We start from the raw sequence: 24,059 nt of genomic DNA on the forward strand, positions 1-24,059 counted from the left end.
TCTTTTTTGGTAGTTTTTTATCCGAATAAAATTCATTATTTTAGCTAATTACTAACAACATTAACTATAAATTTCGATATTACATGTATAATTCAAAAATAACTGGTTTAGGATATTATGTTCCAGAAAATGTGGTAACAAACGACGACTTAAAGAAATTTATGGAAACGTCAGATGAATGGATTCAAGAAAGAACAGGAATTAAAGAAAGACGTTGGATAGACCCAAAAACGGAGGATACAACCGCAGTTATGGGATCTAAAGCAGCTAAAATTGCAATCGAAAGAGCAAGTTTAACCAAAGACGATATCGATTTTATAATTTTTGCGACTTTAAGTCCAGATATGTATTTTCCTGGAGGTGGCGTGCAAGTGCAAGATTTATTAGACATGCCAACAATTGGTGCTTTAGATGTTCGTAACCAATGTTCTGGATTTATTTATGCAATGTCTGTTGCAGATCAATTTATAAAAACAGGCATGTATAAAAACATTTTGGTAATTGGTGCAGAAAATCATTCTGGAGGTTTAGAAAAATCAACAAGAGGAAGAGGAGTTACCGTTATTTTTGGAGATGGAGCAGGAGCAGCAGTATTGTCTCGAACTGAAGAAAAAGGAAAAGGAATTTTGTCTTCTCATTTACATTCGGAAGGAAAGCATGCCAAAGAGTTGGTTTTAGAAGGGCCTTCTACACAAAGGTGGGTACCAGAAATTATGGAAAATAATGATCCTGATGATACTTCTTACTATCCTTACATGAATGGTCAGTTTGTATTTAAACATGCCATAACTCGTTTTTCTGAAGCAATTGTAGAAGGTTTGCAAGCAAACAATTTACAAAAGGAAGATATTGATATGTTAATTCCGCATCAAGCAAATTTACGGATTGCACAATTTATTCAAAAGAAATTTCAGCTTTCAGACGATCAAGTTTATAACAACATTATGAAATATGGAAACACCACAGCTGCATCTGTAATTATAGCCTTAACAGAAGCTTGGGAAAAAGGCAAAATTAAAGACAACGATTTGGTTGTTTTAGCGGCTTTTGGAAGTGGATTTACTTGGGGAAGCGTAATTATTCGTTGGTAACTTTAAGTTTTAAATATAAATATTCATTACAAAAAAAAAGAGACTGTCTTTTCGGGCAGTCTCTTTTTTATAATTTTTCGGGTAAATTCTTAATACAAATATTTTATCTGCTAATTATTCAGGAATCATTAATTTTAAAATCTCTCCATCTTTTTCGGGGTACTTTGCATTCATGTTTTTCATTCCCTTGGATAAAGTTGTCATTAATTCTTTTAATTTTTCAGGATTTTTCTCAGCTAAGTTTTCAACTTCAAAAGGATCTTTTTTTAGGTTAAAAAGTTCGTATTTTGGTTCTTCATTTACAATGGGATAATGGTAAATAATTTTCCAATTGTCTTTTACGAGACTTGTAAAATATTTAGAACGATGCATTCCATGTGGAAAATGATTTAGAAACTCTTCATTACGAGTTCCATTTTGCTTTCCACTAAGTTGCTCTTTAAGATTAAAACCGTCTAAAACGATATCTTCTGGTAATTTTACATTGGTTATTTGAGACAGTGTTGGAAAAAATCTAAAATAGATCCTATTTGTTCTTGCACCTTATTTTGTGCAATTGGTAATTTTTCTTGAAGAGGAGTGTTTTTATTTGGGGTAACCCAAGAAGCGATAAACGGAACACGCATGCCACCTTCCCAGTGGTTTCCTTTTTTTCCTTTTAAAGGAGACGAACTGCTGTAACCGTTTACAATTGGAAGTGGTGCATCAGAACCATTGTCTCCCAAAAATAATACAAGTGTGTTTTCTCCTAAACCTAAATCTCTTACGTGTTGTAAGATGTCTCCAAGAGATTTGTCAATTCCTTCAATTAAAGTAGCGTAAGCTTGTGCTTTTTTAGATTTATCTGAATCTTTATAATTATCTGCAAAACGAGGGTCTGATTGAAAAGGCGCATGTACAGCGTAATGTGCCATGTTTAAAAAGAAAGGTTTGCCTTCTTTTTTAGCTTTAGATATTGCTAAATTGGCTTCTAAAGTTAATGCTTCTGTTAAAAAAATATCTTTACCATGGTATTTTTCTAAATCTGGAACAGCTCTCGATTTATTTCCAGCAATGTGCCCAAAACCATCTTTGGCATAGTAACTTCCTGGATGCCCTATAGAACTTCCTGCAATATTTACATCAAAACCTAAATTTAATGGATTTTCTGCGTCGCTATTAAGAGGCCCGAAATGCGCTTTTCCAACATGAATTGTCTTGTAACCCGCTTTTTGTAAAATTCTTGGAAGTGTTACATTTTCTTTGGCAAGCCCTTTCCAGTTCCAATTTTTTGGGCCAAATTTGGTTCTGTTATTACTTTCGGAATTTATCCAATTAGTTACGCCATGTCTGGCAGAATTTTGCCCAGTTAATATAGAGGTTCTTGAAGGAGAACAAACCGAGTGTGCATAAAAATTAGTAAATCGAATGCCTTGTTCTGCAAGTTTCTCCATATTTGGGGTTCTGTAATAGTTGTTTAGTGGATACTTTTTAGGGTTGCCATTTGCGTCTGTTAAAAACGGAACAGAGGTGTCCATTAGCCCCATATCATCTACTAAAAAAATAATAATGTTTGGAGCTGCTTTTTCTTCTTTTGGAGAAGCACACGAAGCTGCCAATAACAGTAATAAAAACGTGAAAGATGTAAGTTTTATATTGTTTTTATATCTCATAACCTACTTATGTTTTAATTGATTTGACGAAAATACAACATTCTTTACAAAATACCGCCACTACTTTCGGTTTCGTTATTTTCTCTATATTTTCGATCTCGCTCTCGGTTTTTTCCACTTCCGAAATTGTAAGAAAATCCAACATAAATAGAACTGTATTCTAAAGTAAATTGTCCATTTTGTGGAAATGGATTTGTCGTAGAAAAATCTAATTTATAGTTGTCGAAAATATCGGTTGCTCTTAGCGAAAGAGAACCTTTTCCTTTTAAAATAGTATATCTAGCAGAAGCATTTATTAAAACATAAGGTTTAACTTTTACCAACACATTTTTATAAGTTCCTCTGTAGGAACTAGAGAGTTGAAAACGTAATTTTTTACTCGCTTTAAAGCTATTGCTTAATCTTGCCGTTGTTAACACGTTTTCTACTTGAATAAAATTGTTGTTAACCAACCCTTGGTTTTCCTGAATATAACTATTAAAACTTGGTCTTAATGTCCACCAATTTGTTAATTTTATACTCGAAGCAAACTCAAAACCGTAGCTTTTAGACGAATTATAATTTGTGTACGATAATAATTGCCTATCTGCATTTGTATTATCGATATCGAAAATTCTTCCAATAATATCTTTGGTTTCTCTATAAAAAGTGCCAAATGTAAAATATCCCTTTTTAAAAGAATTCGTATAATTAAACTCAAAAGAATTGGTAAACTGTGGTCTTAGGTTTCTGTTTCCAACAGAGATAGATAATGGTGTATTCCATTCTTGAATTGGGGTTACTTGGTCTATTCCTGGTCTATCAACTCTTCTACTGTACCCGATTTGAAATTGATGTTTGTCTGATGAAGCATAAGTAATAAAAGCAGAAGGATAGATGCTAAAAATCTCATCTGAATAAGGGTCTAAATTTGTTTGTTCTGTATTAGAAAATAAGCCATCAACTTTAAATTGTTCAAAACGTAAACCTGCTTGGAAACTTAACTTTTCGTATTCTTTATTTAGATTAATATAGGCAGAATATAAATCTCGATCGTAAGTAAAATTGGTGTTCCCTCTGGGTTTTGTTGGCGGGTTTCCATTCGTTTCAACTTCTTGATTGGTATTTATTTTATTGAATGCATTTTGAATTCTTGTTTCTAAACCTAACTCTAAAGTTCCGTTTTTAATAGGTTTTGTATAATCTAAATTTACTAAAAAAATGTTATTATTATTTTTGATGGAATTTGTATAGTTATACACTTCCGAATTCGGATTTATTAATTCTCTGTTATTATCTTCTTGCGGATTTGTGTTTTTAGAGTAATTAATTTCTAATTCTAAATTTTCGCCCTTTTTGTTAAAATCGATTTTATAATCTAAATTATAAGCAGTTTCTTGAATATCGAATACTGAAATATTTCTTGCATCAAAAATTACATTGTTGTCTAATGTAGTTTCTGTATCTACAGAAAAATCGGTATCTGCAATGCTTTTAGTTATGTAAAAAGACAAAGTGTTTTTTTCGTTGATGTAAAAATCGACACCCGATTTTATATAATGAGAGGTTGTGCTGTCTAAAAAATTAATATTCTGGTTTAGGTTTTTATCCAATCTTTCGAAATTAGAAAATGTTTCGAAATCTCCCCAGTCTAAATAATAACTCCCGTAAAAATTAAATTTTCCGGTTCTGTAATTTAAGTCTAAAGAGGTAGTAGGTCTTGTGTTTATACTATGTTCTAAACCAGCAGAAAAACTTCCATTAAAGCCAATGGTTGTATTTTTTTTAAGCACAAAATTAAGAATTCCACTCATTCCTTCAGGAGAATATTTTGCAGAAGGATTCGTAATAATTTCAACACTTTTTACTGCGGAAGAAGGCAGTTGTTTTAAAAGCTGTGCAACAGGTAAATTCGAAGGTTTTCCGTCGATTAAAACACGAACATTTTGGTTGCCTCTTAAATTAATGTTTCCAGATTGGTAATCTACCTGAATCGAAGGAATATTCTCTAACATTTGAAAAGAATTTGTTCCTGCAGATGCCAAATCTTTACCTACATGAAACACTTTTCTATCGATTTTTTGAACTATAGAAGAGGTTTCAGAAACAAGTTCTACAGGTTTTAATTGAGAGATTTCTTCTTCTAATAGAATAGTATTTAAACGAATTATTTGATGCTCTTTAGAAAGTTTAATTTTCTTTTTAATGGTTTTGTAGCCAATAAATTGAAGGTCTATCAACAAAGAATCTAAAGGCAGTTTTTTTATACTGAATTTTCCTTTTTTATCGGAAATTCCGCCAGAAATAATTTCTTGCTGTGTGTTTTTGCAAATAATATTTACATAAGGTAAGGGCTGTTTTGTTTTACTGTCTAAGATTGTTCCATTTAAAACTCCAACACCTAATTTTGTGTTGCTATTTTGTGAGAAAATAGTTAAAGAGCAAAAAAGAACCAAAAATACGATTCGTTTTTTCATAGTAAGGTTGTCTTTTAATTTTACATAGCATTATAATGCCCTAAAAGTAGTTAAAAATTAGCAATAAAAAAACCGAAGTATTAACTTCGGTTTTAAAAATGGTATTTTTAAGTTTTGTTTAAAAACTTGCGCCACCTTCTTTAATATTATCGTCACGTTGTCTTCTTTGCTTTGCTTTATTTTTTCCACTACCAAACCTGTAGTTAAAACCAATATAAGCAGTTTGGCTTTCCCAATTAAATCGCCCATTTTGTACAAATGGATTTTCGGAATTAAAAGCAAATTTCATTCCTCTAAAAATATCGTTTACTCTAAAATTAATACTTCCTTTTCCGTCTAAAACTCGCAAACTTGCGCCTGTATTTAGCATCCACATATTTTCTGTTTTCCACTGAATGTCTTCTTGTGGGCCTCTATACATAGCAAATAGTTGCAAATTTAATCTTTTAGAAACTTTAAAGCTATTGCTAACTCTTGCGTTAAAAACCTCGTTGGTAACTTCTATTCTTTGTGCGTTTGCGTTTACCAAATCTACAGTACCAAATTGTTTTTGAGAATAAAAATCCATACTAGAATTTACTCTCCACCAATTTGCAATTTTATAATTGAACGAAAACTCTAATCCGTAAGCATTTGTGTCTTCGAAATTGGTCCAGGATAAAACTTGTTTTACATTCGAAGGATCGTTAGGGTCTTTGTAAGTTACTCGCGAAATATTATCGTTTATTGCTCTGTAAAAAGTACCAAAAGTTACAGATCCGTTTTTAATTTGTCGTGTATAATTTGCTTCAAAAGAATTGGTAAATTGTGGTAAAAGATTTGCATTTCCAATAGAGGTAATTAAAGGTGTGCTCCACTCTCTAATTGGATTTACTTGAGAAATTCCAGGTCTATCAACTCTTCTGCTATAACTTAATTGAAACTGATTTTTATCAGAAAGATTAAAAGTAAAAAATGCTGAAGGATATACGCTAAAAATATCTTGGTTTACATTTTCTGAAGGGTTTCCATCGCGATTAAAATTTCCTGTCGCCTTAAATTGTTCGAAACGAGCCCCTAATTGCATGGTTACTTTTCCAAATTGATGACCGTAATTCGCATAAGCAGAATATATTTTTCTACCATAATCGAAATCAGAATTTCCTAAAGGTTGAATTGTAGGATTTCCTTGATTGTCGAAAACAATTTCATCTTGATTGGTAATGTTTATGTTAGAAGTATTGTCTTCTCTATACTCCAAGCCCAATTCTAATTTACCTTTTTCTGAAACAGGGTTTGTGTAATCGACATTTAATAAAGTATTATTACTTTTATTGGTAATATCGTTAAAAAAGTTTAAAACTTTAAAATCTACATCATTGGGGTTTTTCGTTACATCTTTATTTTCTGCATCCTCTGGAGCTCTTGTATTAGAATATGTGGCTTCAAACTCTATATTGTGTCCTTCTTTTTCGAATTCTCTTTTATAATTTACATTATAAGCGCCTGTTTGGTTGTTTTGTAACTGTACATTGGGTGCTTTAGAAACAATGGTTCCGTTTTCTGTAACTAAAGTTCTTCCATTTCCATCGCCATCGAACCAGTTTTGGGTAGTGTAAAAAGACAGCGTATTTTTTTTATCTAAATAAATATCTGCACCAGCTTTTATCAAATGAGATTGGTTATCGTTTTGAAAAATAAAATCTTGCAGTCTGCCTACAGCTGGTCTGTTTACAAAACCATAATTGTAATTATTGCCTCCATTATAACCATAATTTCCAAAGAAGTTTACTTTTCCGGTTTTATAATTCATATTTGTAGAAGCGTTGTAACGTACATAATGGCCAGCAGTAACTCCAGTGTCTATAGAGCCATTAAAGCCCATATTGGCATTTTTGTTTAAGATAATGTTAATAATTCCACTCATTCCTTCTGGATTGTATTTTGCAGAAGGATTTGTAATTAATTCGATGCTTTTTATAGAAGTAGAAGGTATTTGTTTTAACAATTGGGCAGCAGAAATGTTGGTGGGTTTACCATCTACTAAAACACGAACATTCTCATTGCCTCGCAAACTAATGTTTCCTGTTTGGCTATCTACATTTACAGACTGTACATTGTTTAAAAGTTCTGAGGCTGTAGTTCCTGTGGCTGTTAAATCTTTACCAACGTTAATTACTTTTCTATCTACTTTTTGTACAATTTGCGATGTTTCTGCTCTTACTACCACTTCGTTCAATTGCGAGCTATCTTCTAAAAGAAAGATGGTTCCTAAATCTACTTGATTGTTTTTGTTAGAGATGTTTATTTTTGTTGAATAGGTTTTGTAACCAATAAATTGGGCTTCTACCAAACTATTTCCTTCAGGAATGTCTTTAATAATAAAAATTCCGTTTTCGTTTGTAATTCCTCCAGTAAGTATTTTTTTAGCAAAATCTCTTACCACAATATTTACATAAGGCAAAGGTTCTTTGGATGTATTATCTACTACTTTTCCTGTAATAGTTCCTGGTTTTAATAGCTTGCTTTTTGGCAATTGGGCTTGTAAAGTTATCGAGGAAATAAACAAGACAAGAAGCAGTAAGTTTTTCATTTTAAATTAGTTTTTTAGATTTGATTGATATTTTATAGACGCTTTATTCTTTATATTTGTTACTGTATTTAATTGTCTTTAACACATTCTTAACATATGAAAAAGAAAACTTTAGTTTTAGGAGCATCTTTAAAAGAAAGCAGATATTCGAACATTGCTATAAAAAGATTAAGAGGAAAAGAAATTCCGGTAGTTGCAATTGGTTTGCGAGTTGGAGTAGTGGCAGATGTAACTATTACAACAGAAAAAGTAGATTTTAAAGAGATAGATACAGTTACTTTATACCTAAATCCAACAAGGCAAAAAGCATATTACAATTATATAATAAGCTTACAACCAAAAAGAGTAATTTTTAACCCAGGTACAGAAAATATGGAGTTTGTAAAATTATTACAGAATAATAATATTGAAAGTGAAATTGCTTGTACGTTGGTTTTATTAAGTACAAACCAGTATTAGAAATATTTCTTAATCTATCGAAAACACTTTTCCAGGTTCCGATAAAGAAACATTTTTAAAAATTTTAGCCGCTTCTTTTTGAAAAAGAGAAATGTCTTTATATCTGCCAGAATAATGCCCAACAATTAGTTCACCAACATTTGCGTCTTTGGCAATTTGAGCCGCTTCAAAAGATGTAGAATGTTTGGTTTTTTTTGCCAAATCGGTTCTATCTGCTAAAAAAGTGGCTTCATGGTATAGTAAATCTGCATTTTTTATAATAGGTACAATATCTGGTTTATAACTTGTGTCACTACAAAAAGCGTAGCTTAAAGGTTTTTTAGGATCGATTGTCAATTCAGCATTTCGAACAACTTCACCATTAGATAAAATTACATCTTTTCCCGCTTTTATGTTTAAGAAATCTGCTTTTCCAATTTCTTGGTAACCACTAATATTAAGCATATTTAATTTACGAGGTTTCTCTTTCTCTGTAAAAAGATACCCGTTTGTATATACTCTGTGATGTAGTGGAATGGTTCGAACAATTACTTTATCGTCTTCAAAAATAAGTTCACTCTCAGAAGAAGATAATTCGTGAAAAATAATGTTGAATTTCGCGTGAGATTGCGAGATTTTTAACATCAATAAAGTTGCTTTTTTGATGCCAACTGGACCAAAAACATGGATGTCTTTTTCTCGATTTAAAATTCCGTAAGTAGATAATAAACCCACCAAACCATAAAAATGATCTCCATGTAAATGAGAAATAAAAATATGATTGATTTTAGAAAAACCAACCTTATATTTTCGCATTTGACGCTGGGTGCCTTCGCCACAATCTATTAAAAAATGTCGATTATTTATTTCTAAATATTGCGAAGTAGGAAAAGCGTTTACACGTGGAGTAGCAGAATGACAGCCTAAAATAGTTAAGTTTAGACTCATTTAATCACAAAACGTTTAGAAATTACTTTCTTTTTGTCTTGAATACTGTAAATATACATTCCTGTAGCTAAATTATCTTTGTAAAAAGAGAAACTATTTTTACCTTTTACGGTTTTGAAAGTTTTCTTAAAAACCGTTTTTCCTAAAACGTTTTTAACGGTAAATTTAACCGAAGAAATAGCTTTAGAATTGAAAGATATTTTAGTGGAGTTTGTAAAAGGATTTGGTGCAGCAGACAAAACGTCTATTGATTTTTCTTGAGAAAAACCTAGAAACGAAAAGCTTAAAAATAAAATAAAAAGTATTTTTTTTATCATATATTTTTTTAAAATCCTAATTCTCTTTCGATGTTTTCCATGTCTAAAATATCTTCTGCTTCAATTAAAGTAGGTACAATATTTAAGTGTTCTGGAAGTTCATCGACATTTACAGTCGAATTTATAATAACAAAAGATGTACCATTGTTGTTTTTTTGTTCAGCTATGTTCAAAAATAACAAAAAATCTTTAGTAGCTATGTTAATATTGTCTGAAATGTGTAAAACTACATGCTCTTTTTCGAATTCGCTTACTTTTTTTAAAAATGCTTTGTAGAATTCTTCAAATGTAGTTTCATTCGAAGAAATATAAGTGTAATGGTCTTTTTTATCAATTTGCATATTATCTTTTAATTTGTTGCGCCAATAAATAAATAACTGCCATTCTAACAGCAACACCGTTTTCAACTTGATTTAGAATAATACTTTCGCTAGAATCTGCAACATCGCTTGTAATTTCTACGCCTCTATTAATGGGGCCTGGGTGCATGATCACAATTTTCTTGCCAAGGTTGTCTAAAATCTCTTGATTTATTCCAAAAAGTTGTGTGTACTCTCTCGTTGATGGAAAATATTTAATGTCCATACGTTCGTGTTGTACACGTAAAACATTGGCAACATCGCACCATTCCAAGGCCTTTTTTAAGTTGGTTTCTACTTCTACCCCCAAACTCGAAATGTATTTAGGAATTAAGGTTGTTGGTCCACAAACTTTTACTGTTGCACCTTGTAGTTTTAGTGCAAAAATGTTCGAAAGTGCCACTCTCGAGTGCAAAACATCACCCACAATTACAATTTTTTTCCCTTTTACAGTTCCTAATTTTTCACGAATAGAATACGAATCTAACAAGGCTTGTGTTGGGTGTTCGTGAGTTCCATCACCCGCATTTATAATTTTTGCGTTTACATGTTTCGATAAGAAAACACCTGCCCCTACATTTCCATGACGCATTACCACAATATCTACTTTCATCGAAAGAATATTGTTAACGGTGTCTATTAAGGTTTCTCCTTTTTTAACGGAAGATTGTCCTGCAGAAAAATTAATAACATCTGCAGAAAGTCTTTTTTCTGCAAGTTCGAAACTTAATTTTGTACGGGTACTATTTTCAAAAAATAAATTGGCAATGGTAATATCTCTTAACGAAGGTACCTTTTTAATGGGCCTGTTAATCACTTCTTTAAAATGATCGGCAGTTTTAAAAATAACATCTATATCATTAGGTTTTAAGTATTTTATTCCTAATAAATGTTCTACGCTTAATTCTTGCACCTCATTTTATTTAAGTTAAACAATATTATATGTTTGTTTTTATGCTTTCGATTCTATATAAACCGCATCTTTTTTATGCGTTTTCTTCCAAGTAACCAAAACTTTTTCTTCGTTAATAGCATCTACCTGTCTTCCTCTATAGTTAGGTTGAATGGGCAAATGCCTGCTAAAACGCCTGTCGATTAAAACCAATAACTCAATACTTTTGGGTCTTCCATAAGATTGTATGGCAGTTAAAGCAGCTCTAATACTTCTTCCAGAAAATAACACATCATCTATAATTACCACTTTTTTGTCTTCAATTAAAAAGTTCATTTGAGTGGTTTCTGCCGCCAAAGGCTTATCTTTTCTACGAAAATCATCTCTATAAAAAGTAATGTCTAATAAACCTAATTCTAGTTCTTTAATATTGTATGCTGTTTTTAACAATTCTGCCAATCTTTCTGCTAAAAAAGTTCCTCTAGGTTGTAAACCAATAAGTACAGTATTCGAGAAATCGTTATGATTTTCGATTAACTGACACGCCAAACGATGAAGAATAATTTCAATATCTTTTGAGTTAAGTAAGGTTTTTCTGCTCATAAGAATCCTATCAATTTGGTAGATAGTTATTGAAAATCAAAATTAATGTAAATATACGTATGCGCAAAATTTATACGTTACTAAATGCAAACAAAGAATTTTGTTAATTAAATTGTTGAAAACAATTGTGTTTACATTAGAAGTAATCTAAGAGTTGTAGTACATTTAAGTATTCATTCAAATATCTTAATTATGTCTTTATTAAAATTTGAATCCATGTTAAAAACCAACAGTGTTTTCTTTTTCGATTTGGTCGAATTTGAAGAGATTGTGGTACATTATCTAGATGTTGGAAAAATTTCACTTGCAAAAAAAGCAATTAAACTTGGTTTAGAACAGCACCCTGCATCTGTAGATTTAAAATTACTAAGAGTAGAGATTCATTTGTGTGATAACGAGTTAGATGCAGCTTCGAAATTATTAAAAAAAATTGAACTATTAGCGCCCAATAACGAAGAGGTTTTTATCCAAAAATCAACCATTCAATCTAAAAAAGGGTTGCATAAAGATGCCATTCTTCTACTTAATAAAGCATTGGCATTAACCGAAGATAAAGTAGATGTTTGGTCGCTTATAGGTATGGAATATTTGTATTTAGATGATTTCGACAACGCACGTTTAAATTTTGCAAAATGCATCGATGTAGATTATGAAGATTATTCTGCACTTTATAATATTATGTATTGCTTCGATATGGAAAAGCAACATGAAGCAGCTGTAAAATACCTAAATTCTTACTTAGAAATTAACCCATATTGCGAGGTGGCTTGGCACCAATTAGGAAGACAATATTTTATTTTAGAAAATTATAAACAAGCCTTAATTTCTTTTGATTACGCAGTTTTAATTGACGAATTTTTTATTGGAGCTTATTTAGAAAAGGCAAAAACTTTAGAAGAATTAGAAAATTACCAAGAAGCGATAGATAATTATTTAATTACCTTAGAATTAGACGATCCTACAGCATTTGTTTACATTAGAATTGGCGAGTGTTATGAGAAATTATTAAAAATTGAAAAAGCAATTTCTTACTATAAAAAAGCAGTTCACGAAGACCCTTTGTTAGATAAAGGTTGGGTTTTGTTAACCAGTTTATACTACGAAAAAGGAAATTTCCAAAAAGCGGCATATTACATTTCTAAAGCATTAAAAATTGAAGATGACAATGCACTTTATTGGAGACATTATGCTCAAATTAATTTAAAACTAAGTTTTTTTGAAGAGGCTGTTACCGGATTTCGAAATTGTTTAAAATTGGGAGATAAATCACCAGAAATTTATTTAGGCTTGGTAGATGTTTTGTCTTTTTTAGGAGAATTTAACGATGCTTTAAAAGTTGTGTTAAATGCTCAAAAAAATTACAAAGATTTTGCTGAATTCGAATATCGATTGGCGGGTTTGTTTTTTATTTTAGATAAAGAAAAATATGCTTTTAATCATTTGATCAATGGCATGAAAATCGATTATGAGTACAGCAGTGTTTTAAAGGAATTGTTTCCGTTAGTTTACGAAAACGAAAAAATTCAAAAATTATTAAAAGACTTCAAAAAGTCGATTGAGTAACAATCTCTTTTTGTTTTAATAAGTTAGTTAGTACACAATAAATCAGCTCTTATTTAATGTCTGCTCGAGCTTTTCGACAAGTCTAAAATAGGCTCAAATCGAGACCATTTTTTTGGTAATTTAGATAATTAATAAACTTTCGATTGTGCTCGAGAAAACATAAAATTAAAAATAATAAATGTTTTTTAGGTACGATTACTTTCTAATAATCTCTCCGCAACCAATTCTTTGCCCAGCTGCTCCAGAAGGTTGCGAACTAAAATCATCTGGACCTTCATGAATTATAATGGCATGCCCAACCACATTTTTTTTGGCATCTTTTCCGCCAACAGACCATAAATTGGTTTCTCTTTCGATAGTTCCTTTTCCATCTTCACCAACGACTAAGTTTCCAATATCTCCAATATGAAAAGGTTCTTCCATCCATTTTCCGTGATTTTTATTGGTAGGATTCCAGTGACCACCAGCAGATTTTCCATCAGAAGCAGTACAATCTCCAATTTCATGGATATGAATTGCATGATTTCCTTTAGAAAGTCCAGCAAGTTCTGCTTTCATGGTTACAATTCCGTTCGATTCTGTAAATGTTACAGTTCCAGAAACATTGCTTCCACTTTTTGCATCGATGGTAGCTTTTGCGATTTTTGTATCTGCATCGCAGGCACTTAAAGTCGCGATTGCCAATAGTAAAATTCCAATTTTGTTTAAAATATTTAAAGTTTTCATAGTTTTAATTTTATTAGTGAATACCCAAAGATAAAAAATAGAAAATAGGTATTGTGTTAACATAATTTTAAATCTTTATTTCGAGTACAAAAATGTTTTGTTAAACAATGCTGTAAAACCGTATTAAAAACGATATTTTTTTTATCTTTAAAAATTAATTAATTTCATAATGAATTTAGAAAAATATAAGATTTCCAAGAAGATTCAATTACAAAAAATAAACACAAAAGAAGTAGTTGATAATGCCGAAAAAAAACTTAAAAAGTTACGTAAAAAGTTAAGTAAAATTCAGAATACAATGTATGCTGAAGGCAAATATGGTGCTTTAATTTGCTTGCAAGGAATGGATACTTCTGGAAAAGATAGCTTAATTCGCGAAGTTTTTAAAGATGTAAATGCACGTGGAGTAGAGGTACATAGTTTTAAAGTGCCAACCGAATTAGAATTGAAACACGATTTTTTATGGAGGCACTATATTGCGTTGCCAGCAAAAGGAAAGTTGGGCGTTTTTAATAGAACCCATTACGAAAACGTGTTGGTAACAAGAGTTCACCCAGAGTATATTTTAAGTGAAAATATTCCGAATATAAAAAGTATAAAAGATATAAACGACGAATTTTACCACGATAGAATGGAAAGAATCAATCAGTTTGAAAATCATTTGGCAAAAAACGGAACCATTGTCTTAAAATTCTTTTTGCACTTATCTAAAGAAGAACAAAAGAACCGATTGTTACGAAGACTAAATTTACCACAAAAAAACTGGAAATTTTCTGAAGGAGATTTAAAAGAACGCAAATTGTGGAATAAATATCAAGATTGTTACGAAGATGTACTAAATAGAACTTCTAAAGAAGATGCACCTTGGTTTGTGATTCCTGCAGACGATAAACCCTCTGCACGTTTCATTTTAGCAGAAATATTAGTAAAAGAATTTGAGAAATACAATTTTAAAGAACCTGTTTTGTCTAAAAAAGTAGCAGATAGAATAGAAGAATTTAAAGCACAATTAAATAACGAGTAGCATAAAAATTATTTTCGACTACGCTCGAACTGACAAATGTTTGTCTCCTCGAGCACAGCCGAGAGGATAAATAATAAATAAACATAAAAAGTTCAAGATTTTGAATTCAAAATTCAAGACTGGGACTCGAACCTTAAATTTTAAACTTTGAACCTTAAACTAACAAAACCCATAGTATTTTTCGATTTAGAAACCACTGGCGTAAATATTGCCACAGATAGAATTGTAGAAATTGCTATTTTAAAAGTGTTTCCGAACGGAAATAAAGAAAGCAAAACATGGTTGGTAAATCCCGAAATCGAAATACCACAAGCCGCAACAGACGTGCATGGAATAACCAACGAAAAAGTAGTTACAGAACCAACTTTTAAAGAATTGGCTCCAGAAATAAGTAAAATAATTAAAGGTTGCGATTTGGCGGGTTTCAATTCAAACAGATTCGATATTCCTTTATTGGCAGAAGAGTTAATGCGTGCAGGAATCGATTTTGATATGAAAAACGGAAAAGCAATTGATGTACAAGTGATTTTTCATAAAAAAGAACAAAGAACATTAAGTGCAGGGTATCAATTTTACTGCGGAAAAGAATTAGAAGGCGCTCATGGAGCAGAAGCAGATACCAATGCAACCTACGAAATTTTGTTAGCTCAGTTAGAGAAATACGACGACATAGAAAACTCTGTAGATGCGTTAAGCGAATTTTCTACACATGGAGAAAGAGCCGATTTTGCAGGTTTTATTTTAATGAACGAACAAAAACAAGAAATTTTCTCTTTCGGAAAATACAAAGGACGCACTGTAGAAGAGGTATTTAAAGAAAACCCAGGATATAATAATTGGATTCAGAATGCCGATTTTCCATTATATACCAAAAAGGTTTTAAAAGAAATAAAAGAAAGAATGTCTGCACCAAAAGACACCATGTCTAATGCAGAAAAATTACAAGCGTTGCAACAGAAGTTTAATTTGAGATAGCGCTTTTTAGACCTGTCAGGTTTTTTAAAACCTGACAGGTCTGGATTAATTGAATACGGTAAGAATAAAAACACTATTTTTTTAAATGCTTGGTAAGAAAACGAATGAACCAATTGTGTAACACAAATACACAATTAAAAGAATACACAATTTAAAATATGTTTACAGAATATAAAAATTTACCCAATAATTCTCGAGTTTGGATTTATCAATCAGATAGAGAATTTACAACAAATGAAATGGCTGTAATTTCAAAGAAAGCAAAAGATTTTATCAATCAATGGACACGTCATGGAGACGATTTAAAAGGCTCGTTTACCATTAAATACAACCAGTTTTTGGTGTTGGCTGTGGACGAAAGTTTTAACAACGTTTCTGGTTGCTCTATAGATAGTTCTGTACGTTTTATACAAGAATTAGAGAAAGAACTAAAAGTAGATTTAATGAATAAAATGAATGTTACTTTTAAAGATGATAAACATATTAATTTGGTAAAATTACACGACTTTCAGCAGTTTGCAAAAGAGAAGAAAATAACTTCGGAAACCATTGTGTTTAACAATATGGTAAACTCGAAAGAAGATTTCGAAAATAATTGGGAAGTTCCTGCAAAAGAAAGCTGGCACAAACGCTTTTTGGTATAACTATTGTTTTTAAATTATTGTACTTGGCTTGCAAGTAAGTTGCGTTAAGGATTGAAACGGCATCCTTTTTTGCTGTCAGTTCGAGTGAATTTGTGAAGAATGAACAAATTTGTATCGAGAACAAAGCAAAAAAGATATAGTGGAAAGCCTGTTAAAACGCCCAAAAAAACATCAAAAAAAATATTTTTAAAAAAGAATGAAAAAAAAGTTAGCACTTATATTATTTATACTATTTGCATCGTATGTAAACGCACAAACTCTAGATCCACTTTTAACGAAAGATGTAGAAGCACAAAGAGTTTGGGTAGATAGTATTTTAAATAACATGACGATTGACGAGAAAATTGGCCAGTTATTTATGGTGCAAGCTTATTCTAATTTAGACAAGAAACACGAAAATTTTATTACAGAAATGATTACAAAATATCATGTAGGTAGTTTAATTTTTATGCAAGGAACTCCAGAAAAACAGGCAGAATTAAATAATAAATACCAAAATGCAGCAAAAGTTCCGCTATTAATTGGTTTCGATGGAGAGTGGGGTTTAAATATGCGTTTAGACAATACCTACAAATTTCCTTGGAACATGACCCTGGGTGCAATTCGAAACGATTCTTTAATTCGAGAATTTGGTGCACAAGTTGGTAAGCACTGCAAACGATTGGGCATTCATATAAATTTTGCACCAGTTGTAGATGTAAATGTAAATCCTGCAAACCCAATTATTGGTAATCGTTCTTTTGGAGAAAGTAAAGAAAACGTTACAAAAAAAGCAATCGCTTTTACACAAGGCATGCAAAGTTATAGCGTTTTAGCAAATGCAAAACATTTTCCAGGACATGGAGATACAGCTTCAGATTCGCACCATACTTTACCTGTTTTAAATTTTGATAAAGCGCGTTTAGATTCGATAGAACTGTATCCTTACAGAAAAATATTTGATGCTGGCGTAACCAGTGTGATGACTGCCCATTTGAACATTCCGAGTTTAGAGCCCAACACAAATTTGCCAACTTCGCTATCTAAAAATGTGGTTACAAAATTGTTGCAGCAAGAATTGGGTTTTAATGGTTTAATTATTACAGACGGTTTAAACATGAAAGGTGCTACCAATTACGCAACTTCTGCAGAAGTAGATTTGGCTGCCATACAAGCAGGAAACGATGTGTTATTAATTCCACAAAATGTACCGGCCTCTATTGCATTATTTAAAAAAGCCCTTGAATTAAAAACACTTACAGAAGAACGTTTAGATTTTTCTGTAAGAAAAATATTAAAAGCAAAATATTGGGCAGGTTTAAAGAACTATAAACCTATAAAAGAAGAACATCTTCACGAAGATTTAAATGCCGTAGATAACGAACTATTGCATCGAAAACTAATTAAAAATGCACTTACAGTTGTAAAAAATGTAAATGGCAATATTCCTATTAGAAATTTAGAAAGTAAAAAAATAGCTTACGTAAAATTAGGAGATGCAAAAAACGATTCATTTGTAAATATGCTTAAAAATTACACCAAAATAGATGTAATTTCAGATAATAATTTAGCAGGAATCACAAGAAAATTAAAGCCTTACAATTTTGTGATTATTGGTTTTCATAAATCGAACGATCATCCCTGGAAAAGTTATAAATTTAAGAACAAAGAGTTGGTTTGGTTGCAAGAAATTGCTCGTCAAAAAGAAGTAGTTTTAGATGTTTTTACGAGTCCATATAGCTTATTGCAACTAAAAAGTTTTACCAATATAGAAGGGCTAATGGTTTCTTATCAAAACAGTAAACTATCGCAAGAACTGTCTGCACAAATGTTATTTGGCGCTTTCGAAGCCAAAGGAAAATTACCAGTTTCTATTAGAGAAAATTTTAAAGAAGGTACAGGTTTGTTTACAAGTAAGTTAAGCAGGTTGCAATATACAATTCCAGAAGAAGTAGGTTTGTCTTCCAAAAAATTAGCCATTATAAACCAATATGCAGATACTATTTTAAAAGAAAAAATGGCGCCAGGTTTTCAAGTATTTGTCGCAAGAAAAGGAAAAGTTGTACTGCAAAAAAGTTACGGATACCACACCTACAATAAAAAATTTAAAGTAAAAAATTCAGATTTGTACGATTTGGCATCGCTTACCAAAATATTGGCTTCATTGCCTTTAATTATGAAAGCAGAAGAAGAGCACAAAATACCTTTAACAGCAAGTTTGCGAGATATTTTACCAAGTTTTACAAACTCAAACAAAAGTACAGTTACTGTAAAAGAAATTCTATCTCACGTTGGCCGATTAAAAGCCTGGATTCCTTTTTACAAAGACACACAAGACAGTGTAACAGGCAAAAACTTATCGACATTTTATCGCAAAAAGAAATCGAACAAGTTTCAAATAAAAGTAGCCGAAAAACTATTTATTACCAAAAGCTATAAAGACAGTATTTACAAATACATAAAAGTAGCCGACCAAAGAAAAAAACCTGGCTATAAATATAGCGACTTAGGCTATTATTTATTTAAAGAAGCTCTAGAAACCAAATACCAAAAACCGCTAGATAAATTAGTTGACGAAACTTTTTACAAATCTTTAGGCGCAAACAGAACCACGTATTTACCTCTAGAAAAATTTACCAGAAACGACATCGTTCCTACAGAAATAGACGATTATTACAGAAATCAACTCTTACAAGGTTATGTGCACGATATGGGCGCAGCAATGTTAGGTGGTGTTGCAGGTCATGCAGGTTTATTTGCAAACGCCAACGATGTGGGTAAAATCATGCAAATGTATTTACAGAAAGGTTTTTACGGTGGTAAACGTTATTTAAAACCAGAAACTATAAACAAATTTAACATGCGTTATTATGCAGATAAAAAAGTTCGTAGAGGCTTAGGTTTCGATAAACCACAATTAAACCCAAAAATAAAAGCCACTTGTGGTTGCGTTTCCGATACAAGTTTTGGGCATTCTGGTTTTACAGGAACCTATACCTGGGCAGATCCAGAAAGCGAAATTGTTTATGTATTTTTATCTAACAGAGTTTTTCCGCATATGGATAATAGAGGGTTGATAAAAAGCAATATGCGCACAAAAATTCAACAAGCAATACAAGACGCTATTATAGATTCGCAAAACTAATTTTAGCTATTCTTTTTGGAGCTATTTCCAGCTTTTCGCACTCGCTTTTTTTGCTGAAAAAGCAAAAAAGAGCTCAAACAATTGCTGCAATCTGGGCTAGACTTGTTTGCCAATTTTTAGCATAAGAAATGCAATTACATTCACAAAATCTATATTTTTAATGCTTCTATCTGGCAAAAAACTTAATTTAGCAAAAAACAAAAATTATGAAATTTAAAACACTCTTAATAACCATATTATTCTTTACAATTTCGATGAATTCTCAAGAAAAACTCCCTTATTACAAAATTCCGAAAATCAAAGAAAACTATACTGCACAAAACACAGTTGCAAGAATGGTAGATGGTTTAGGTTTTCGATATTATTGGTCCACAGAAGGTTTGCGAGCCGAAGATTTAGCCTATCAGCCAAAAGGCGAAGGTAGAAATTGCCAAGCAACCATAACCCACATATACGATTTATCTAATGCAATGTTGCGTTTAACAAAAACCGATTTTAAACAAGAAAAGGAAAAAGATAAAATGACCTTTGCAGAAATAAGAAAACAAACCTTGCTAAATTTCCAAGCCTTAAGCAACAGCATAAAAGCAAGCAAAGATTTGGCCGAATTTTCTGTTGAAAAAGAAGGCAAAATTACCATTCCGTTTTTTAACATCATCAATGGTCCCATTGCAGATGCTATTTGGCACACAGGACAAATTGCTAGTTTTAGACGTTCGTCAGGAAACCCAATCAACTCAAAAATAAACTATTTTTCTGGAACTATTAGAGAGTAGAAAAAAAGACCCTTCAGGTTTTAAAAACCTGAAGGGTCTGCAAAAACCTGAAGGGTCTGCATTTAAAACCTGAAGGGTCTGCAAACTTTAGCCCCACAAAACTCTATGTTTTCTATGTTGTTATGGTTTAAAAAAACTACTCCTCCTCAAAAAAGTCGATTTTAGCCTCAAACTCTGGACTTAAAAATTCCTCTTTACTCATAAAATATTCCGAAGTAATAAATCTATAACCAACATCTTTTTTTTGTAATTCCCAAATAACGTCGTTTGCTTCCTCAAAAGCTTCATCTGCATTTAGTTGATGTCCAAACAAACGAATTACCACATTGTGGCTGTCTAAATTTTTAGCAAAACATTTTAAAACAATTTCTTTAGTAATTTTTTCATCGGCATTTGCTTTCGGTGTAATTTCAAAATCTACAATTGTTGCTTTTGTGTTTGGGAACTTCCCATTGTAAGCCTTGTATAATAACTGATTGATGTTAAAAAGCTGCTGGTGGAGTTCTATTTTAGGATATTCCTCAGAAATTTTATCAACCAACATCTCATAAGAAAGCGAATCGATTTGGCCCTTATTTAGGTGTTCAGACAATTTATAATCCAACACAATAGCAGCAGCTTCAGGAGGCTCTTTATCTGAAATTGCCATAAAAAGCAATTCTCTTAACTCTTTAACCTCAGTAGTTTCTGTTCCAGGCAATTCAAAACGTTCTAAAAGTTCTTTGTAATCATCAATATTCCAAGAATTTTCAAGTTCGTCAACTGTAGAAATTTTATGTATTTTTATAGCGTATTTCATTTTTTTAATTCATTTTTGAATGAATATATAAAGTACAAAATTTCAACATTAAAAACAAGTTTTTTTAGATATAATTATGACTGTTTTAGAAAGAATACAATTATTGCGTGAAGAATTAAATAATCATAATTACAACTATTATGTTTTAGACAATGCCACCATTTCTGATTTCGAATTTGATATCAAACTAAAAGAATTAGAAAAGTTAGAAGCAGAAAACCCAGAGTTTTTCGATATAAACTCGCCAACACAAAGAGTAGGAGGAGCCATTACCAAAAATTTTGAAACAGTGGTACACAAAAACAGAATGTATTCTCTAGACAATTCGTATTCAAAAGAAGACTTGTTAGATTGGGAAAAACGAGTGCAAAAAGGTTTAGGAAGAGAAGATTTAGAATATACTTGCGAGCTAAAATTCGATGGAGCTTCCATAAATTTAACCTACGAAAACGGGAAATTTATTAAAGCTGTAACTCGTGGAGACGGTTTTCAAGGAGACAATGTTACTGCAAACGTAAAAACAATTCGTTCCATTCCATTATCAATCAAAAAAGATTTTGTGTCGAATTTTCAAATGCGTGGCGAAATTATTTTACCATTAGAGGGTTTTAATAAAATGAATGAAGAACGAGCTGCAAATGGAGAAGAAGAATACAGGAATCCAAGAAATACCGCAAGCGGAAGTTTAAAATTGCAAGACAGTGCAGAGGTCGCAAAAAGACCTTTAGATTGTTTACTGTATCAAGTAGTAACAGAAGAACGTAAGTACAAAACACATTTCGAGATTTTAGAAAATGCCAGAAAAGTTGGCTTTAAAGTGCCAAAAACAATTAAGTTAGCAAAATCGATTGACGAAGTTTTCGAGTTTGTAAACCATTGGGATAAAAAACGACACGATTTGCCTTACGAAACAGATGGTGTAGTTGTTAAAGTAAATAACTTACAGCAGCAAGAAGAGTTAGGTTACACCTCAAAAGCACCAAGATGGGCAATTGCGTATAAGTTTAAAGCAGAACAAGTAGCTACGGTTCTAAATAAAATTACCTATCAAGTAGGTAGAACAGGTGCAATTACGCCAGTAGCAAATTTAAAACCTGTTCAATTAGCAGGCACCACTGTAAAACGCGCCTCTTTGCACAATGCCGATCAAATCGAAAAGTTAGATATACGAGAAGGAGACACCGTTTTTGTTGAAAAAGGAGGGGAAATTATCCCGAAAATTATTGCAGTAGATTTTACAAAACGCCCAACAAACTCTCAACCCACCATTTACGCTACCAATTGCCCAGAATGTAATACAAAATTGGTTAGAACACAAGGAGATGCAAAACACTATTGCCCAAACGAATTTGGTTGCGCTCCTCAAATTACCGGGCGAATTCAACATTTTATCAGCAGAAAAGCCATGGATATCGATGGCTTAGGAGGAGAAACTGTAGATTTATTACGTAAAGTTGGGCTAATTCAAAATTATGCAGATTTATACGACTTAAAAATAGAACAAATCATTCCGTTAGAAAGAATGGCAGAAAAATCTGCTCAAAATTTAATTGCCGGAATCGAAAAATCCAAAAAAATTCCATTTGAAAAAGTATTATTTGCACTAGGCATTCGTTTTGTAGGAGAAACTGTTGCAAAAAAATTAGCAAAACATTTCAAGTCCATAGACAATTTAATGGCAGCAACTTTCGAAGAACTCATAAATGTAGATGAAATCGGAGACAGAATCGCACAAAGTATTGTCGATTTTTCTAACAATTTAGGCAATATTCAGCTAATAAACCGTTTAAAAACCTACGGAGTTCAATTAGAAGTTTCTGCAGAAAGTTTAGAAAATCAATCCGATAAATTACAAGGACAAGTTTTTGTAGTTTCAGGCGTTTTTCATCAAATGAGTAGAAACGAACTCAAGAAAGCAATCGAAAACAATGGAGGCAAAGTAAGTTCGTCCATATCTAAAAAAACAAATTTTATAGTTGCTGGCGATAACATGGGGCCAAGCAAACTTGCAAAAGCACAAGATTTAAGCATTCCAATAATTTCCGAACAAGATTTTATAGATAAAATCAGTTAAAAAGTAACTTTGGTATTCAATTTGCATAAAATAATCAAGCCTTAGCAACCCAAATTTGTTGTTTGTTACCATAAAATGATAAAAAAACTTCTATACATATATATAATGTCAATTTCGTTTCTCACTTTTTCACAAAGAAGAGAAGTAGATTCATTACCAAATAATATAAACGATTATGTTTTTGTAAAACCAGGCGACACACTAACAATCGAATTAAATGAATTTGCACTATTGCCAAAACACAAATTTAAATCTAGAGACGATATTCGTTACTATTTATGGTTTAGAAAAAAAGTCCAAAAAGCATACCCATACGCAAAATTAGCATCAGAAAGGTTAGACACTTTAAACGCAAGACTAAAAAAAATAGACTCTAAAAGAAAAAGAAGAAAATACACAAAACTCGTTCAAAAATATATCGAAGGCGAATTCACAGACCAAATGAAAAAGATGACCACCACAGAAGGTCGAATATTAATCAAGCTCATCCATCGCCAAACAGGCAAAACCGCTTTCGACAATATAAAAGGACTTAGAAGCGGCTGGAAAGCATTTTGGTACAACACCACAGCAAATCTTTTCAAACTATCATTAAAAACAGAATACCATCCAGAATCTGTTAACGAAGATTATTTAATCGAAGACATTCTCCAAAGATCTTTCCAAGATGGCGTGTTAAAATCACAAAAATCCAAACTCGACTACGACTTCCCTTTAATTATACTAAAAAAGAAAGGAGAAATAAATGTAGAAGAATACAAGAAAATGTTTGCCAAAATGCGCAAAAAAGGAAAAATTAGAAAGAAAAAGAATTAATTTTTTCATGGTGTTCCCGCTCGAAAAATCGCGGTCGGGCTTTCCGCACTCGCTTTTTATTTGCTTTTAGGGGCAAATAAAAGAGCTCAAACAAATGCTGCAATCCCTAACACGAGCCTTCCTATAAGCTATGTGCAGTAGTAAAAAGCGTTGGTAATTACTTAAAATGGGCAAATTTGTGTCATTCTTGTCTTAAGATAATTTCACAGA

At 31.8% G+C, this 24,059-nt stretch carries 21 protein-coding genes; 10 read left to right on the top strand and 11 right to left on the bottom strand.

Features of this window, described 5'->3' with window-relative positions:
• Positions 1-83: 83 nt before the first annotated feature.
• Positions 84-1,091 carry a 3-oxoacyl-ACP synthase III family protein gene (locus tag JL193_RS13530; protein WP_207971302.1) on the top strand — a complete coding sequence of 336 codons (1,008 nt, stop codon included), beginning with the start codon at positions 84-86 and terminating at the stop codon, positions 1,089-1,091.
• A 114-nt stretch (positions 1,092-1,205) separates the two neighbouring features.
• Here JL193_RS13530 and JL193_RS13535 read toward each other — a convergent pair whose 3' ends face one another.
• The 4 genes from JL193_RS13535 to JL193_RS13550 form a co-directional block, all read right to left on the bottom strand.
• Complete coding sequence (locus JL193_RS13535) at positions 1,206-1,616, bottom strand: sulfatase/phosphatase domain-containing protein (RefSeq protein WP_207973481.1); 411 nt, start codon at positions 1,614-1,616, stop codon at positions 1,206-1,208.
• Positions 1,580-2,743, bottom strand: a complete 1,164-nt coding sequence (locus JL193_RS13540; RefSeq protein WP_207971303.1) for a sulfatase-like hydrolase/transferase — start codon at positions 2,741-2,743, stop codon at positions 1,580-1,582. The genes JL193_RS13535 and JL193_RS13540 overlap by 37 nt, the downstream gene beginning before the upstream one ends.
• A gap of 44 nt (positions 2,744-2,787) precedes the next feature.
• On the bottom strand, positions 2,788-5,199 hold the full coding sequence (locus JL193_RS13545) for a TonB-dependent receptor (RefSeq protein ID WP_207971304.1): 2,412 nt from the start codon (positions 5,197-5,199) through the stop codon (positions 2,788-2,790).
• Positions 5,200-5,317: 118 nt separating this feature from the next.
• Positions 5,318-7,771 carry a TonB-dependent receptor gene (locus JL193_RS13550; protein WP_207971305.1) on the bottom strand — a complete coding sequence of 818 codons (2,454 nt, stop codon included), beginning with the start codon at positions 7,769-7,771 and terminating at the stop codon, positions 5,318-5,320.
• A gap of 96 nt (positions 7,772-7,867) precedes the next feature.
• On the opposite strand from JL193_RS13550, the gene JL193_RS13555 reads away from it, so the two are divergent.
• Positions 7,868-8,230 carry a CoA-binding protein gene (locus JL193_RS13555; RefSeq protein ID WP_207971306.1) on the top strand — a complete coding sequence of 121 codons (363 nt, stop codon included), beginning with the start codon at positions 7,868-7,870 and terminating at the stop codon, positions 8,228-8,230.
• A gap of 9 nt (positions 8,231-8,239) precedes the next feature.
• Here JL193_RS13555 and JL193_RS13560 read toward each other — a convergent pair whose 3' ends face one another.
• The 5 genes from JL193_RS13560 to pyrR are packed head-to-tail and all read right to left on the bottom strand — an operon-like array spanning position 8,240 to position 11,328.
• Positions 8,240-9,157, bottom strand: coding sequence for a ribonuclease Z (locus JL193_RS13560; RefSeq protein ID WP_207971307.1), 918 nt, complete (start codon positions 9,155-9,157; stop codon positions 8,240-8,242).
• A complete protein-coding gene (locus tag JL193_RS13565; protein ID WP_207971308.1) occupies positions 9,154-9,474 on the bottom strand; it encodes a T9SS type A sorting domain-containing protein in 321 nt (106 codons plus the stop codon). Before JL193_RS13565 ends, JL193_RS13560 begins: the two co-directional genes overlap by 4 nt.
• An 8-nt stretch (positions 9,475-9,482) precedes the next feature.
• Positions 9,483-9,815, bottom strand: a complete 333-nt coding sequence (locus tag JL193_RS13570; protein ID WP_207971309.1) for a hypothetical protein — start codon at positions 9,813-9,815, stop codon at positions 9,483-9,485.
• Position 9,816: 1 nt separating this feature from the next.
• The gene (locus tag JL193_RS13575) at positions 9,817-10,746 is read right to left on the bottom strand and encodes an aspartate carbamoyltransferase catalytic subunit (protein ID WP_207971310.1); all 930 of its coding nucleotides are present in this window, start codon (positions 10,744-10,746) and stop codon (positions 9,817-9,819) included.
• Positions 10,747-10,785: 39 nt separating this feature from the next.
• Positions 10,786-11,328, bottom strand: coding sequence for a bifunctional pyr operon transcriptional regulator/uracil phosphoribosyltransferase PyrR (gene pyrR, locus JL193_RS13580; protein ID WP_207971311.1), 543 nt, complete (start codon positions 11,326-11,328; stop codon positions 10,786-10,788).
• Positions 11,329-11,520: 192 nt separating this feature from the next.
• Between pyrR and JL193_RS13585 the strand changes: the two genes are divergently transcribed.
• Entirely contained in the window at positions 11,521-12,891 is a 1,371-nt protein-coding gene (locus JL193_RS13585; protein ID WP_207971312.1) for a tetratricopeptide repeat protein, read from the top strand.
• Between the two features lie 195 nt (positions 12,892-13,086).
• Here the strand turns inward: JL193_RS13585 and JL193_RS13590 are convergent, their stop codons facing one another.
• Positions 13,087-13,617 carry a superoxide dismutase family protein gene (locus JL193_RS13590; protein ID WP_207971313.1) on the bottom strand — a complete coding sequence of 177 codons (531 nt, stop codon included), beginning with the start codon at positions 13,615-13,617 and terminating at the stop codon, positions 13,087-13,089.
• A gap of 169 nt (positions 13,618-13,786) precedes the next feature.
• Between JL193_RS13590 and JL193_RS13595 the strand changes: the two genes are divergently transcribed.
• From JL193_RS13595 to JL193_RS13615, 5 genes are all read left to right on the top strand, one after another.
• A complete protein-coding gene (locus JL193_RS13595; protein ID WP_207971314.1) occupies positions 13,787-14,641 on the top strand; it encodes a PPK2 family polyphosphate kinase in 855 nt (284 codons plus the stop codon).
• A gap of 147 nt (positions 14,642-14,788) precedes the next feature.
• A complete protein-coding gene (locus JL193_RS13600; protein WP_207971315.1) occupies positions 14,789-15,616 on the top strand; it encodes a 3'-5' exonuclease in 828 nt (275 codons plus the stop codon).
• A gap of 158 nt (positions 15,617-15,774) precedes the next feature.
• A complete protein-coding gene (locus JL193_RS13605) occupies positions 15,775-16,260 on the top strand; it encodes an ABC transporter ATPase (RefSeq protein WP_207971316.1) in 486 nt (161 codons plus the stop codon).
• A gap of 196 nt (positions 16,261-16,456) precedes the next feature.
• Positions 16,457-19,384, top strand: a complete 2,928-nt coding sequence (locus JL193_RS13610; RefSeq protein WP_207971317.1) for a serine hydrolase domain-containing protein — start codon at positions 16,457-16,459, stop codon at positions 19,382-19,384.
• Between the two features lie 206 nt (positions 19,385-19,590).
• Complete coding sequence (locus JL193_RS13615; RefSeq protein ID WP_243456760.1) at positions 19,591-20,160, top strand: DinB family protein; 570 nt, start codon at positions 19,591-19,593, stop codon at positions 20,158-20,160.
• A 136-nt stretch (positions 20,161-20,296) separates the two neighbouring features.
• On the opposite strand, the gene JL193_RS13620 is transcribed toward JL193_RS13615, so the two are convergent.
• On the bottom strand, positions 20,297-20,959 hold the full coding sequence (locus JL193_RS13620) for a hypothetical protein (RefSeq protein ID WP_207971318.1): 663 nt from the start codon (positions 20,957-20,959) through the stop codon (positions 20,297-20,299).
• Positions 20,960-21,035: 76 nt separating this feature from the next.
• Between JL193_RS13620 and ligA the strand changes: the two genes are divergently transcribed.
• Both ligA and JL193_RS13630 read left to right on the top strand, forming a co-directional pair.
• Positions 21,036-23,033 (top strand): NAD-dependent DNA ligase LigA, encoded by a 1,998-nt coding sequence (ligA, locus tag JL193_RS13625; RefSeq protein WP_207971319.1) that lies wholly within the window; start codon positions 21,036-21,038, stop codon positions 23,031-23,033.
• 105 nt (positions 23,034-23,138) lie between these two features.
• A complete protein-coding gene (locus tag JL193_RS13630) occupies positions 23,139-23,849 on the top strand; it encodes a DUF4294 domain-containing protein (RefSeq protein WP_207971320.1) in 711 nt (236 codons plus the stop codon).
• Positions 23,850-24,059: the final 210 nt, after the last annotated feature.

The organism is Polaribacter batillariae (assembly GCF_017498485.1).
GTDB lineage: Bacteria > Bacteroidota > Bacteroidia > Flavobacteriales > Flavobacteriaceae > Polaribacter > Polaribacter batillariae.